This is a genomic window from Paracoccus angustae (assembly GCF_042648745.1).
Taxonomy (GTDB): Bacteria; Pseudomonadota; Alphaproteobacteria; order Rhodobacterales; family Rhodobacteraceae; genus Paracoccus; species Paracoccus angustae.
This window is the reverse complement of sequence record NZ_JBHRXY010000031.1, coordinates 1-12,601: the sequence shown is the minus strand read 5'-3', so window position 1 is coordinate 12,601 and position 12,601 is coordinate 1. Positions and strand designations below refer to the sequence as shown.

Below are 12,601 nucleotides of genomic sequence, written 5' to 3'. Positions count from 1 at the left end.
CGGCGAACGCCGTCAACCGAAAGGCTGGACATGACGCATTGCATCCTGCTGGGCGCACCCCTTGACGAAGGCCAGCGCCGTCCCGGCTGCCTGATGGGCCCCGCCGCCTATCGCGTCGCCGGGCTGGCGCAGACGCTGACAGCCCTGAACCACCAGGTCGAGGATCGCGGCGACGTGGTTCCCGGCCCGGCGCCCGCCGTCACCTGCGCGAACCCCGCCGTCCATCACCTGCCCCAGATGATCGCCTGGACCCAGGCCCTGCGCGGCGCCGTCGACGACGCCCTGCAAGACGGGCTGCCGATCATCATGGGCGGCGACCATGCCCTGGCGCTCGGCACGGTGGCGGGGGCGGCGGTTCATGCCAGACGCGCGGGGCGGCCGCTGTTCGTGCTGTGGCTGGACGCGCATAGCGACATCCACACCGTTCAGACGACCACCTCGGGCAACCTGCACGGCACGCCCATCGCCTATGCGCTCGGGTTGCCGGGCTTTGATCCCTTTCCGCCTTTCCCCCATCCGGTGCCGGGGCAGAACATCTGCATGTTCGGCATCCGCAGCGTCGATCCGGCGGAACATGCCGCGATGCTGGCCATCGACATCACCGTGAACGACATGCGCGTGCTGGACGAACATGGCATCGTCGCGCCGCTGCGCGCCTTTCTGGACCGCGTGCAGGCCGAAAACGGGATGCTGCACGTGTCGCTTGACGTGGACTTCCTGGACCCCTCCATCGCGCCCGCCGTCGGCACCACCGTTCCCGGCGGCGCCACCTTCCGCGAAGCGCATCTGGTCATGGAACTGCTGCACGAATCGGGGCTGGTCACCTCGCTGGATCTGGTGGAACTGAACCCCTTCCTGGACGAGCGCGGCCGCACGGCCAAGCTGATGGTCGATCTGGTGGGCAGCCTGATGGGCCGCAAGGTCTTCGACCGCCCGACCCGCAGCTTCTAGGAATCGCAGCGCCTGAACCCTTGCCATTCCCGGCCCCGCCCGCTAGCGACGGCCAAGGCGCGGGCGTGGCGGAATGGTAGACGCATGGGACTTAAACTCCCTGGAGCCTGGCTCGTGCGGGTTCAAGTCCCGCCGCCCGCACCAGTTTTTCCACAACCGAAACGCAGAAGGCCAGCCCCTGAGGACTGGCCTTTCCTGGTCAAACCTGGTGCCGGTGAAGGGACTCGAACCCCCGACCCCATCATTACGAATGACGTGCTCTACCAGCTGAGCTACACCGGCATCAGGTTGTGCCGCGCCGGATAGCAGGTTCCCGGGCGGGGGAAAAGGGGGCGCGGGATTTTTTCTGCGCCCTTCCTTGCTTATGGCCGGGTCTTGCCTTCGGTCCAGTCCGCGTCCTCGGGCGGGGCCACGTCGGGGCGGATCAACACAGGTTCCTCGTCCACGGGGCGCGACGGCGGAGCGGACACGATCACCAGTTCGGATTGCGGCTCTGGCTTGGCATGGGCCGCCTGGCGGGCAGGCTGAGGCGCAGGCTGGGGAGCGGACTGGGGGGCAGGGTCGGGCGTGGTGATCGTGCGGGCGGGTTCGACCGCGACATAATCGCTTTCGCGCGGCACCATGCCGGGGGCGACATCCGCGATCTCGACCCGGCGCTGCTTGGGGGCGTCGGCGGGCTTTTCCGTCACGGCCTCCTGCGCCGGCGGTTCCGCTTCGGCAGCCGGGGCGGGTTCCGCCGCGGGCTCGCGCTTCGGCGCGCCGACCAGCAGCGGCAGCATCTCGGCGCCCTTGGTGGCGGTCGCGACCGGGCGGACGCTGTCGGGCTCGCGCCAGGTCAGCGTGTCGAAGCCGCCGCAACTGTCGCAGGTGGGCGCCCAGTCGGCCATCACGTTGTGGCACTTGTCGCATACCCATTGCGGCCCGCGGGATGCCGTCAGCGCCCGCGCCAGATAGCCGCGCACGACGCTGTCGTCCGCGCCCTCGCCCCGTTCCACCGCCGCCATGATCGAGAGCGTCCGCACCGTCGGATGCTTTTCCGCCAGATCGCCAAGCGCGCGGCGCGCGCCGGGGAAATCCTCGGCCGCCAGCAGCAGTTCGGCCTTGAGCAGGCGCGATTCCTCGTGGTCGGGGCTTTTGGCGATCAGGCGGCTGAACCGCGCCAAGCGGGCGGCGGGGGTCTCGTCCGGGACGATCTCGGCGTAAGCCGCCGCGATATCGGGATGCGGGCGCACCGACCAGGTCTTTTCCAGCACGCGCGAGGCGTTTCGGTAGTCCTTCTGCGCGATATAGCTGCGCGCGGCCAGAACCGCCGCCGGGATCAGGTCGGGAGAGGCCTTGTTGGCCGAAATCGCCGCCTCGCGGGCGCTGATCGAGTTGCCCTGGGCCAGAACCTCGCTGGCCTCTTGCAGGGCCAGAACCGCGTCGCGGCGGATATGCACGTCCTTGGGCAGCTCGCCCTGGCGGCGCTTCTCCTTCAGCAGCTGCCGTGCGCCTTTCCAGTCATGCTCGCGCATTTCCAGGCTCAGCAGCGTGTCCTGCAACTCGCGGTGCCTGGGCTTCAGGGCATAGGCCTTTTGCGCCAGAAGCAGCGCGGTGGCGGTGTCGCCCTCGTCCATCTTCTGGCGCATCAGGCCCCGGATGCCGACGAACCGGGTGCGCTCGTCCTCCAGCAGGGTGCGATACACCTGGGCCGCGCGGGCTTTGTCGCCCGCGACTTCCGCGGCCTGGGCGGACAGCAGGTTGGTGATATGGGGCATGTTCAGGTATTTCTCGGCCTTGGCGGCCTTGTCCTGCGCCAGCTTTCCCTCGCCCGAGGCGACGGCCAGCATCCCCTCGCCCAGGGCCTGATAGCCCTTGCGCTCGCGCGAGCGGGCGAAATAGCGGTCGATGGCGGTCTCGTCCCCCGCCAGAAAGCGGATAAAGGCCAGGGCCAGGCCAAGCGCCTTGAAGGCCAGCCAGGCCAGCGCCATCAGGATCAGCAGCGCGACCACCGCCTTGACCGGGGTCAGGGCGTATTCGGTGCCCCCGTATTCCACGCGCAGCATCTGCCCGGTTTCGGACAGGTGCACCGCGCCAAGCGAGATCACCAGGACGACGGCAAAGAAGAACAGGATTTTCAGCAGGGACAGAAGCATGCCCGGACCTCAGTTTGAAGGGGCGGACAGGTCGGACAGGGCCGCCTGCGCGTCGCGATAGGTCGTGGCGCCCGCCAGCCAGTCGGCCATGGCGGGGGCGGCCCTGGCTTCCTCGGGCAAGGCCTCGATTTCCGTAACGGCATCCCCGATGCGGCCTGCTTCGACCGCCTCGTCGGCGCGCGACAGGATCGCGTCGGGGTCGTTGCCTTCGCGCGCCTCGACCGACCTGGCGCCGGTTTGCGCACGCAGGAAGTTGGCGAACAGGCTGCCGTTGCCCGCCGCGCTGTCCTGGCGCAGCGCGGCGCGCAGGGCGGCGCGCGCGGCCTCGGGGAAATCGGCGCGAAGGCTGTCCAGGCTGGGCACCGGGCGCGTCAGCGCCTCGGGCGGCTCGATCCCGGCGCCTTCCAGGGTTTGGCGGGCCTGATCCGGGGTGATGCCGCGGTCCAGCGCGGCTTGCAGGGCGGCAACGGCGGCCACGGCCTCGGCCCGGCGGGCGGTTTCGGCGGCGGCCTGCTGCAATTCCTGCGCCTCGGCCTGGGCGGCGTTGATCTGCGCCTGCGCGGCTTGCGCCGCGGTTTGAAGCTGTTGTTCCAGCGTGTCGGCCTGGTCGGCCAGCGTCTGCACGCGCGCGGCCAGATCGGGGTCGATCTGCGGGCGGGCGGTCAGTTCCCGGATCTGCGCGGCTTGCTGTTCGACCTGCTGACGCAAGGCCTCCAGTTCCTCGGCCGAGGCACCGGGGGGCGAGTCCGGCGTGTCGTCCTGGGCCGCCGCAAGCTCTGCCCGCAGCGCGTCGATCTGTTCTGCCGTGGCAGCCTCGGCGGCGCTGACGGCCTCGGCCCGGATGGCGGCGACATCGACCTGCGGCGCCTCGGCGGGCTGCGCGGCGGGCTGCGGGGGCAGCCAGCCCGCGGGCAGATGCGGCAGCGCCCAGATCGTCGCCGCGGACCCCAGGCCCGCCGCGACCACGCCGCCCAGAACCACCGGCCAGAAGCCGGTCTTGCGCACCGTCGCCTTCTGCGCCGGCGCCGTGGCCGTGGCCGTCTCCGTGGCCGCGGCAGGGGCAGGGGCAGGGGCAGGAGCATCGCGCAGCGCCGGTCGGGCCGGAGCATCCTTCGGCGCGTCGGCCGGTCCGGCATCCGCCTTCCGTTCGGCCGCGGGATGCTGCCCGGTGCCGTCGCCCAGCAAGGACGACCCGATGGGCTTGATCTCGCCCCCGGTGGCCATGGCCTCTGCGCCGTCGCCGGGGCCGGTATCGGCCTGCGCGATCACGCCCGGCTCGGCGGCTTCCTTTTTCAGCATCAGGGGCGTCTGGTCCCGCGAAACTTCGGTTCGGCTGGAGCTACTGGTCTTGTCTGGCTTTTTCACGTTCTGTCCCCGTCATCGCGGCAGCGGGCATGGCCGCGCGTGGCCCGCAGCCTAATCAGCCGGGGGCTGCTTCTCAACCCGCCCTGCGCATCATTGTTCCGTTGCGGCAAGGTCGCGCACGGCGGCGGCCATGGCCGCGGCATCGGGCGAGGCGGCGACGCGGCATCTCGCCGCCGGTCCGTCCCAGGCAGCCAGCGCCGCCCTGCTGATCGCCACCGGCCACAAGGGCGCCCCGGCCCCGCGTGCGGCTTCCGCCACCAGCCGGGCGCTGCGCGGGGAAAACAACGGCAGCACCACCGGCGCGTTCCCTGCCAGCAGCGCCCGCGCCTCGCGGCCGAGCGGCACGGCCTGCTGGTCATAGACGACCATCCCCGGCACCGGCAATTCGCGCGCCAGGTGGCGGCCATGCGGATGGATCAGCGGCACGTCCGCCGCTTCGATCAGCGGCAGCAGCCCTTCGGCAAAGCCGTTGCCGGTCCGCACGTCGAACCCCGCCTTGCGCGCGGCCTGCGCCGTGTGCCCGCCCACGCACAGCGCCAGCCGCCCCCGCCCCGGTCCCGCCGCAGGCACCGCATGGGCCGAGGTGAACACCAGTCCCGGCGCCCGTCGCAGGGCGGCGCCGTCATGATCCACCGCCACGATCCGCAGCACGGGAGAGATCGCCGCCCGCCATTCCGGCAGCATCGCGGCGAACCGCCGCGAATCCGCCAGGGGCCGGGTCAGCAGCAGAACGGGCCGTGTGGCGCTGGACATTGGCATTCCCCTTGGCCGATGCTAGGGCCACAAGGCGTAAGCGCCATTCCCCCGCCCGGCAAGAGCATGGACGACACCCTTATTTTCCTCGGCATCGAAAGCAGTTGCGACGACACGGCCGCCGCGCTGGTGACGGGCGGCCGGCGGATCCTGGCGTCCGTGGTCCACGGCCAGGCCGCGCTGCACGCCGGTTTCGGCGGCGTCGTGCCGGAAATCGCCGCCCGCGCCCATGCCGAACGGCTGGATTTGGCAGTGGAACAGGCGCTGGCGCAGGCGGGCGTGGCGTTGCGCGATGTCGCGGCGGTCGCGGTCACGGCGGGGCCGGGGCTGATCGGCGGGGTGATGGCGGGCGTGATGTGCGCCAAGGGCATCGCCGCCGGCGCGGGCCTGCCGCTGGTGGGCGTGAACCACCTGGCGGGCCATGCGCTGACACCGCGCCTGACCGACGGGATCGGCTTTCCGTATCTGATGCTGCTGGTGTCCGGCGGGCATTGCCAGTTCCTGCGCGTGGACGGGCCCGAGGATTTCGCCCGCCTGGGCGGCACCATCGACGACGCCCCGGGCGAGGCCTTCGACAAGCTGGCGAAACTCCTGGCGCTGCCCCAGCCGGGCGGCCCGTCCGTGGAAGCCGAAGCCGCGACCGGCGATCCCGACCGCTTCGCCCTGCCCCGCCCGCTGCTGGACCGGCCCGGCTGCGACATGTCCTTCTCGGGGCTGAAAACCGCCGCGCTGCGTCTGCGCGACGGGTTGATCGCGGATCAGGGCGGCTTGCGTCAAAGAGACCGCGCCGATCTTTGCGCCGCCTTTCAACACGCCGTGGCCGAGGTTCTCGCCGAGAAATCCCGCCGTGCCCTGGCCGCCCATCCGGTCCCTGTGCTGGCCGTGGCGGGCGGGGTGGCCGCCAACCGCACGGTCCGCGCGGCGCTGGAACAGGTGGCGCGGGACGCAGGCGCGCGCTTTCTGGCGCCTCCCCTGGCGCTTTGCACCGACAACGGCGCGATGATCGCCTGGGCCGGGGCCGAACGCTTCGCCCTGGGCCACCGCGACGGCATGGACCTGGCCGCCCGCCCCCGCTGGCCGCTGGATGGGAACGCGGCGCCGATGCTGGGCGGCGGCAAGAAGGGGGCCAAGGCATGAGCGTGGCGATCCTGGGCGCGGGCGCCTTCGGCACGGCGCTGGCCGTGGCGCTGTCGGCGAACGGGCCGGTGACGCTCTGGGCGCGTGACACAGGCTGGGGGCGCGCCAACCCGCGCCTGCCGGGCGTGACGCTGCCCGACGCCATCCGCCTCACCGACGACCTGCCCGACGCCGCGCGGGCCGACACCCTGCTGCTGGCCCTGCCCGCGCAGGCGCTTGGCGGGTTTCTCGCGGACCATGCCGCGCGGCTGGACGCCAGGCATCTGGTCAGCACCGCCAAGGGCATCGACCTGTCCAAGCTGACCGGCCCTTCCACGCTGCTGGCCGAGGCCTGCCCCCGGGCGACGGTTGCCGTCCTGACCGGACCCTCCTTCGCCGCCGACATCGCCCGCGGCCTGCCCACCGCCCTGACCCTTGCCTGCGCCGATCCCGAAGCGGGCCGCGCCCTGCAACACGACCTGTCCACGCCCGTTCTGCGGCTTTACCGCACCACCGACGTGACCGGCGCCGAACTGGGCGGCGCGCTGAAGAACGTCATCGCCATCGCGGCGGGCGTGGCCATCGGCGCGGGCCTGGGCGACAGCGCCCGCGCCGCCATCGTCACGCGCGGCTTTGCCGAGATGACCCGCCTCGCCGCCCGGCTGGGCGCGCGGCCCGAAACCCTGGCGGGCTTGTCGGGACTGGGCGACCTGACGCTGACCTGCACGTCTGTCCAGTCGCGCAATTTCCGCTATGGCCAGGCGCTCGGCGCGCGCCAGCCCTTTGACGCCGCCACCACCGTGGAAGGCGCCGCCACCGCCCGCGCCGTCGCGGTTCTGTCCCGCCGGATGGGCTGCGACATGCCCATCGCCGCCATGGTCGCCCGCCTGACCGACAACAGCATGACCGTGGACGACGCCGCCCAGCAGTTGATGACCCGCCCCCTGAAGGAGGAATGATGCCCCTGTTCGCCGTGATCTGCCGGGACAAGCCCGGCGCCCTGCAAACCCGCCTCGACACGCGCGAGGCGCATCTGGGCTTTATCCGCGACAGCGGCATCGTCCGCATGGCCGGTCCCCTGATCGAAGACGGCGAAATGCGCGGATCCCTGCTGATCCTGGAAGCCGACGACTTGGCCGCGGCGCGGGACTGGGCCGCGAACGATCCTTACAAGGCCGCCGGGCTGTTCGACAGCGTCGAAGTGATCGAATGGAAGAAGGTGATCGGCTGATGGCCTTCTGGCTGTTCAAATCCGAACCCGACGTGTTCGGCTGGGACGACCTCGTCGCGCGCGGCGAGGCGGGCGAGGAATGGGACGGGGTGCGCAACTATCAGGCGCGCAACTTCATGCGCGCCATGAAGCTGGGCGAGTTGGGCCTGTTCTACCATTCCAACATCGGCAAGCAAGCCGTGGGGATCGTTCAGGTCGTGGCCGAGGCCCATCCCGACAGCACGGCCGACGACCCGAAATGGGACTGCGTGGACATCAAGGCCGTGCGGCCCCTGCCCCGGCCCCTTTCGCTGGAGCAGGCGAAACGGGAACCCGCGCTGAAGGACATGGTGCTGGTCAACAACTCCCGCCTGTCGGTCCAGCCGGTCAGCGACGACGAATGGGCCGCGATCCTGAAACTGGCCGGGCTTTGACCGCCCTTTCGCCCTTGCCCGACTATCCCGCGGGGCTTCCAAGCGCCCGGAAAAAGGTCCAGTGGACCTTTCGCAGCAAGAAAAGGGCCGACAGGCCCGACCGGGGGCGTGACACCCCCGGCCTTGCCGCTTCAACCTCGCGCCGCCACGTTAGGCCGCGCGGACAACCATCAAGGAAACAGCCATGAGCCAACGCCTGCACCTTGTCTTCGGGGGAGAGCTTACCGACCCGCAGGGCACCCAGTTCCGCGACACCGACAAGATCCACATCGTCGGCATCTTCCCCAACTACCAGTCCGCCTACGACGCCTGGAAGGCCGAGGCGCAGCGGACCGTGGACAGCGCCCATACCCGCTATTTCATCGCTCACCTGCACCGTCTTCGCGACGAGGAAGCCGCCGCCAGCCCGACCGAGGAGCTGGAGGTCCGGGGCTGACCGCCCGCAGCCAGGGATCCGGCATGGGCAGGAACGGTTTGGGCAGCGGTCCGGGGAGCGGTGTGGGGGCCGATCTGGGAATCGGTCTGGGCATCGGCCGGCTAGGCCTTTGGTGGCAGCTTCGCAGGGCCGCGGGGCAGAACGGCGCGGCTGCGCCTGACATTCCCCAGGGCGCGGGCCCGCTGCTGTTGGTTCATGTGTCGCCAGACGCGCGCGTGGCCTTTTCCCAGGTCCAGCGCCGCCTCATGCGCGCGCGGCCGGACCTGCGCATCCTTGAACTGGCCGACCCCTCCGCCCCCGCCGCCGAAACGCTGATGCGGGCGGGGCCCGCGGCGCTTCTGCTGCTGGGTTCCGACCTGCCGCCCGCGCTGGTGAACGCCGCCGGCCGCCGCGACCTGCCGATCATCCTGGCCGAAGCCCGCTTCGCGCCCGAGGATGCGGGCTGGTCCCTGCGGGCGCTGGCCCGGCGCGAGCTGCTGCGCCCCATCCGGGCGGTGCTGGTCACCGATCCCGCCAGCCATGCCACCGCGCTGCGGATGGGCGCAGACCGCAGGCGCGTCGCCATGACCGGCCCCGTGGCGGAAATCCGCGACCCCCTGCCCTGTTCCGAGGCCGAGCGCAGCATCCTTGCCCAGCTTCTGCGCGGCCGCCACGCCTGGCTGGCCGCATCCGTCCCCCCCGACGAGGAGGAGGCCGTGCTTGCCGCCCATCACGCGGCGCTGGCCCAGTCCCACCGGGCGCTGTTGTTTCTGGCCCCGCGCGACCCCGACCGCATCGACCCCCTGGCCGATCGGATCGAGGCCAGCGGGCTGGTTGTCGCCCGCCGCTCGCTGGACGAGGATCCGAGCGACGATGTCCATGTCATGCTGACCGACGGCCCGACCGAGATGGGGCTGTGGTATCGCCTGGCCCCCGTCACCTATCTGGGCGGCACGCTGGGGGGCGACGACGGCGCCGCCCGCCATCCGTTCGAACCCGCCGCCCTGGGTTCCGCCATTGTCCACGGCCCGCACACGGACCGCTTTGCCACCGAATGGCAGCAGCTGGGCGGCGCGGGGGCGGCGCGGCAGGTCGGCTCGCCCGAGGAACTAGCCGCAGCCATCGCCGAACTGTCCCAACCCGACCTGATCGCCACCCTGGCCAGCAATGCCTGGACCGTCAGCACGGGGGGCGCGGATGTGACCATCCGCATCTGCGCCCCGGTTCTCGACGCCATCGGAAAGGCCAAGCCATGAAACGCGCCCCCGTCTTCTGGTATCGGCGTCCGCCCACCTTGACGGCGCGGCTGCTGTTCCCCCTGGGCGCGGCCTATGCCCGCGCCACCGCCCGGCGGCTGGCCCGCGGCGCGCGGGCGCGGGTCGGCGTGCCGGTGATCTGCGTGGGCAACCTCAACGCGGGCGGCACCGGCAAGACGCCCACCGTCATCCACCTGCAACAGGCGCTGCAAGCGCGGGGCGTCGCCGCCCATGTCGTGTCGCGCGGCTATGGCGGCAGCGCCGAAGGCCCGATGCGGGTGACCGAGTCGCGCCACGACGCCGCCCTGACCGGGGACGAGCCCTTGCTGATGGCGGCCTTCGGGCCGGTCTGGGTGGCCAAGAACCGGCTGGCGGGCGCGCGGGCGGCGGCGGCCGATGGCGCGGGGGCGGTCATCCTGGACGACGGCTTTCAGGATCCGGCGCTGGCCCACGATCTGTCGCTGGTGGTGGTGGATGCCGCCAAGGGCTTCGGCAACGGGTTTTGCATTCCCGCCGGGCCCTTGCGCGAACCCGTCGGCTCGGGCCTTGCGCGGGCCGGCCTGCTGCTGTCCGTCGGCCCGCCAGACGCGCAGGCCCGCTTTGCCGCCCCGCCGGGCGCCCCGCCGCACCTGCGCGGGGCCTTGGCGCCCTTGCCCATGGGCATGGACTGGCAGGGCCACCGCGTTCTGGCCTTCGCGGGGATCGGCCACCCGGAAAAGTTCTTCGCCACGCTGGCCGCGCTTGGCGCCGACATCGCCCGGGCCGAGGCGCTGGAGGATCACCAGCCCTTCACCCCCGCCCTGCTGACCCGGCTGGAAACCGAGGCGCGGCTGGCGGGGGCCCAGCTTGTGACCACCGAAAAGGACGCGGCGCGCCTGCCGCGGTTCTTCCGGCCCAAGGTGATGACCCTGCCCGTGCGGCTGTCCATCGACAACCCCGCCGCCCTGGACCAGGCTCTTGACCGGCTGTTTCCGCGCCCCTGATCTTTGCAATCCGCGCGGCAATCCCGATATAGGACGGAACGGGCCGCGACGGCCCCCAAGGAGAAAGGTCAGGCATGTCGCAGAACGCCATTCAGCGGCTCGGCTTCTATCTGCTGGTTCTGGTGACGCTTTATGCCTCGTTCGGGGCGGGGTAAGGGCATGGCGAAACGCTTTGGCGGGCGCTTCTCGCCCGGGATCCGGCAGGACAACCTGAACCCGGCGCCGCCCGCGCCGATCCGGCACCGGCTGGCCGGGCGTCCGAAATACGTGACCATGGCCGCGGCGCCCTTTCTGTTCGGCGCCTTTTTCCAGGATCCCGCGGGCATGGCGGGCAGCCTTGCCGCCTTTGGCGTCATCGCCAGCGCCATGTGGATGACCGGCGAAGGCCTGGCCGCCGAGGCCGCCTATCAGGTCCGCCGCGTCGCCCGCCGCCCGGCGATCCCGCGCAAGCTGTTCGGCAGCGTGCTGACCGGACTGGGCCTTGGCCTGGGGATGGCCGAACCCGGCGGCCTGGCCGGGGCGGGCGTGGTGGGCGCGACCGGGATGGTGCTGCACTGGCTGGCCTTCGGCGCCGATCCCATGCGCGACAAGGGCATGGCGGGCATCGACGATTTCCAGGGCGGCCGCGCCCGCAGGATGATCGAGGAAGCCGAGGGCCACCTGTCCCAGATGCGCGACGCGATCCGGCGCATCGGCGACCGCTGGCTGGACGCGCGCGTGGACCGCTTTGCCGCCGCCGTCGAGGATCTGTTCGACCGCGTGCGCGACAATCCGGGCGACCTGTCGGCGGCGCGCCGCTATCTGGGCATCTACCTGATGGGCGCGCGCGACGCGACGGTGAAGTTCTCCGACCTGTACCGCCGCACCCGGGATCCGGCGGTGCGGCAGTCCTATGAAACCTTTCTGGACGATCTGGAACAGGATTTCAGCGCCAAGTCGCGCCGCCTTCTGGAAGGCGACAAGACCGATCTCGACATCGAGATCTCGGTTCTGCGCGACCGCCTGGCGCGCGAAGGGGTGCGGGCCAGCGAACCCGCGGCCCTTGATGCGCCCCGGACGGAAACCGCCCGCTTTCTGGACGGCCTGCTGACCCCCGGCCGGGACAAGGCGCGCTGATCCCCCGATGCCGCGCTTTGCGTTGAAGATCGAATATGACGGGCGTCCCTTTGCCGGCTGGCAGGCGCAGGCCGACCAGCCGTCCGTCCAGGGCGCGGTCGAGGCGGCCCTGGCCAAGCTGGATCCCGGCTTTGCCGCAGGCGCCCGCATCGCGGCGGCGGGGCGCACCGATGCGGGCGTCCATGCCACCGCGCAGGTCGCCCATGCCGATCTGGCGCGCCCCTGGGATCCGTTCCGCCTGGCCGAGGCGCTGAATTTCCACCTGAAGCCCGCGCCGGTGTCCGTGCTGGCCGCGGCCCTTGCGCCCGACGATTTCCATGCCCGGTTTTCCGCGACCGAACGCCGCTATCTGTTCCGCCTGCAAGCGCGCCGCGCGCCCGCGACCCATGACCGAGGGCTGGTCTGGCAGGTGCTGAACCCCTTGAACACGGATGCCATGCGAAAGGCCGCGGCGCATCTTGTCGGACTGCACGACTTCACGACCTTCCGGTCCTCGATCTGCCAGTCGGCCAGCCCTGTGAAGACGCTGGACGACATCGCCATCGAGGAAACCGCCATTCCCCATGGCCGCGAATACCGGTTCCGCCTGCGGGCGCGGTCCTTTCTGCACAATCAGGTCCGGTCGATCGTCGGAACGCTGGAACGCGTCGGCGCAGGGTCGTGGTCGCCGGACCGGGTGGCTGCGGCGCTGGCCGCGCGCGACCGGGCCGAATGCGGGCCGGTCTGCCCGCCGCACGGGCTGTATCTGTGCGGCGTGGGGTACCCGCAGGATCCCTTCGGGGGTTAGAAGCGCCCCCGCCTTCTGGGTCTTTCGTCCTTGCAGCCCAGCACGATCTTGAGGGTGTTCCACATGATCCACAGGTCCAG

Annotated in this window: 13 protein-coding genes and 2 tRNA genes; 11 read left to right on the top strand and 4 right to left on the bottom strand. The window is 71.3% G+C overall.

The features are described 5' to 3' along the window. Positions 1-30 precede the first annotated feature (30 nt). Both rocF and ACFOM8_RS18880 read left to right on the top strand, forming a co-directional pair. Positions 31-951 (top strand): arginase, encoded by a 921-nt coding sequence (gene rocF / locus ACFOM8_RS18885; RefSeq protein ID WP_377763792.1) that lies wholly within the window; start codon positions 31-33, stop codon positions 949-951. Between the two features lie 59 nt (positions 952-1,010). Next, positions 1,011-1,095 (top strand) — tRNA-Leu (locus ACFOM8_RS18880). A 62-nt stretch (positions 1,096-1,157) separates the two neighbouring features. Here the strand turns inward: ACFOM8_RS18880 and ACFOM8_RS18875 are convergent. The 4 genes from ACFOM8_RS18875 to ACFOM8_RS18860 form a co-directional block, all read right to left on the bottom strand. After that, positions 1,158-1,233: transfer RNA gene (locus ACFOM8_RS18875), tRNA-Thr, on the bottom strand. Positions 1,234-1,313: 80 nt separating this feature from the next. Beyond that, positions 1,314-3,086, bottom strand: coding sequence for a heme biosynthesis protein HemY (locus ACFOM8_RS18870; RefSeq protein ID WP_377763790.1), 1,773 nt, complete (start codon positions 3,084-3,086; stop codon positions 1,314-1,316). A gap of 9 nt (positions 3,087-3,095) precedes the next feature. Continuing rightward, on the bottom strand, positions 3,096-4,385 hold the full coding sequence (locus ACFOM8_RS18865; RefSeq protein WP_377763789.1) for a hypothetical protein: 1,290 nt from the start codon (positions 4,383-4,385) through the stop codon (positions 3,096-3,098). Positions 4,386-4,541: 156 nt separating this feature from the next. Beyond that, a complete protein-coding gene (locus tag ACFOM8_RS18860; protein WP_377763787.1) occupies positions 4,542-5,204 on the bottom strand; it encodes a uroporphyrinogen-III synthase in 663 nt (220 codons plus the stop codon). A gap of 66 nt (positions 5,205-5,270) precedes the next feature. On the opposite strand from ACFOM8_RS18860, the gene tsaD reads away from it, so the two are divergent. From tsaD to truA, 9 genes are all read left to right on the top strand, one after another. Next, the gene (gene tsaD, locus ACFOM8_RS18855; protein WP_377763786.1) at positions 5,271-6,341 is read left to right on the top strand and encodes a tRNA (adenosine(37)-N6)-threonylcarbamoyltransferase complex transferase subunit TsaD; all 1,071 of its coding nucleotides are present in this window, start codon (positions 5,271-5,273) and stop codon (positions 6,339-6,341) included. Further along, entirely contained in the window at positions 6,338-7,279 is a 942-nt protein-coding gene (locus ACFOM8_RS18850; protein ID WP_377763784.1) for an NAD(P)H-dependent glycerol-3-phosphate dehydrogenase, read from the top strand. The genes tsaD and ACFOM8_RS18850 overlap by 4 nt, the downstream gene beginning before the upstream one ends. Then, positions 7,276-7,551, top strand: a complete 276-nt coding sequence (locus ACFOM8_RS18845) for a YciI family protein (RefSeq protein WP_377763783.1) — start codon at positions 7,276-7,278, stop codon at positions 7,549-7,551. Before ACFOM8_RS18850 ends, ACFOM8_RS18845 begins: the two co-directional genes overlap by 4 nt. Then, a complete protein-coding gene (locus ACFOM8_RS18840; protein WP_377763819.1) occupies positions 7,551-7,964 on the top strand; it encodes an EVE domain-containing protein in 414 nt (137 codons plus the stop codon). The genes ACFOM8_RS18845 and ACFOM8_RS18840 overlap by 1 nt, the downstream gene beginning before the upstream one ends. Before the next feature lie 184 nt (positions 7,965-8,148). Continuing rightward, positions 8,149-8,400: a DUF4170 domain-containing protein gene (locus tag ACFOM8_RS18835; RefSeq protein WP_377763781.1), complete on the top strand. Its 252-nt coding sequence runs from the start codon at positions 8,149-8,151 to the stop codon at positions 8,398-8,400. Between the two features lie 23 nt (positions 8,401-8,423). Beyond that, the gene (locus ACFOM8_RS18830) at positions 8,424-9,635 is read left to right on the top strand and encodes a 3-deoxy-D-manno-octulosonic acid transferase (protein WP_377763780.1); all 1,212 of its coding nucleotides are present in this window, start codon (positions 8,424-8,426) and stop codon (positions 9,633-9,635) included. Continuing rightward, on the top strand, positions 9,632-10,618 hold the full coding sequence (gene lpxK / locus ACFOM8_RS18825; RefSeq protein ID WP_377763778.1) for a tetraacyldisaccharide 4'-kinase: 987 nt from the start codon (positions 9,632-9,634) through the stop codon (positions 10,616-10,618). Before ACFOM8_RS18830 ends, lpxK begins: the two co-directional genes overlap by 4 nt. A 159-nt stretch (positions 10,619-10,777) precedes the next feature. Beyond that, positions 10,778-11,734 carry a 5-bromo-4-chloroindolyl phosphate hydrolysis family protein gene (locus tag ACFOM8_RS18820; protein WP_377763777.1) on the top strand — a complete coding sequence of 319 codons (957 nt, stop codon included), beginning with the start codon at positions 10,778-10,780 and terminating at the stop codon, positions 11,732-11,734. A gap of 7 nt (positions 11,735-11,741) precedes the next feature. Further along, a complete protein-coding gene (gene truA / locus ACFOM8_RS18815) occupies positions 11,742-12,521 on the top strand; it encodes a tRNA pseudouridine(38-40) synthase TruA (protein WP_377763776.1) in 780 nt (259 codons plus the stop codon). The last annotated feature ends 80 nt before the right edge of the window (positions 12,522-12,601 follow it).

Coding starts and splice junctions, on each gene's coding strand:
- rocF (WP_377763792.1), top strand. CDS start 31: ATGACGCATTGCATCCTGCTGGGCGCACCCCTTGACGAAGGCCAGCGC.
- ACFOM8_RS18870 (WP_377763790.1), bottom strand. CDS start 3,086: ATGCTTCTGTCCCTGCTGAAAATCCTGTTCTTCTTTGCCGTCGTCCTG.
- ACFOM8_RS18865 (WP_377763789.1), bottom strand. CDS start 4,385: ATGCTGAAAAAGGAAGCCGCCGAGCCGGGCGTGATCGCGCAGGCCGAT.
- ACFOM8_RS18860 (WP_377763787.1), bottom strand. CDS start 5,204: ATGTCCAGCGCCACACGGCCCGTTCTGCTGCTGACCCGGCCCCTGGCG.
- tsaD (WP_377763786.1), top strand. CDS start 5,271: ATGGACGACACCCTTATTTTCCTCGGCATCGAAAGCAGTTGCGACGAC.
- ACFOM8_RS18850 (WP_377763784.1), top strand. CDS start 6,338: ATGAGCGTGGCGATCCTGGGCGCGGGCGCCTTCGGCACGGCGCTGGCC.
- ACFOM8_RS18845 (WP_377763783.1), top strand. CDS start 7,276: ATGATGCCCCTGTTCGCCGTGATCTGCCGGGACAAGCCCGGCGCCCTG.
- ACFOM8_RS18840 (WP_377763819.1), top strand. CDS start 7,551: ATGGCCTTCTGGCTGTTCAAATCCGAACCCGACGTGTTCGGCTGGGAC.
- ACFOM8_RS18835 (WP_377763781.1), top strand. CDS start 8,149: ATGAGCCAACGCCTGCACCTTGTCTTCGGGGGAGAGCTTACCGACCCG.
- ACFOM8_RS18830 (WP_377763780.1), top strand. CDS start 8,424: ATGGGCAGGAACGGTTTGGGCAGCGGTCCGGGGAGCGGTGTGGGGGCC.
- lpxK (WP_377763778.1), top strand. CDS start 9,632: ATGAAACGCGCCCCCGTCTTCTGGTATCGGCGTCCGCCCACCTTGACG.
- ACFOM8_RS18820 (WP_377763777.1), top strand. CDS start 10,778: ATGGCGAAACGCTTTGGCGGGCGCTTCTCGCCCGGGATCCGGCAGGAC.
- truA (WP_377763776.1), top strand. CDS start 11,742: ATGCCGCGCTTTGCGTTGAAGATCGAATATGACGGGCGTCCCTTTGCC.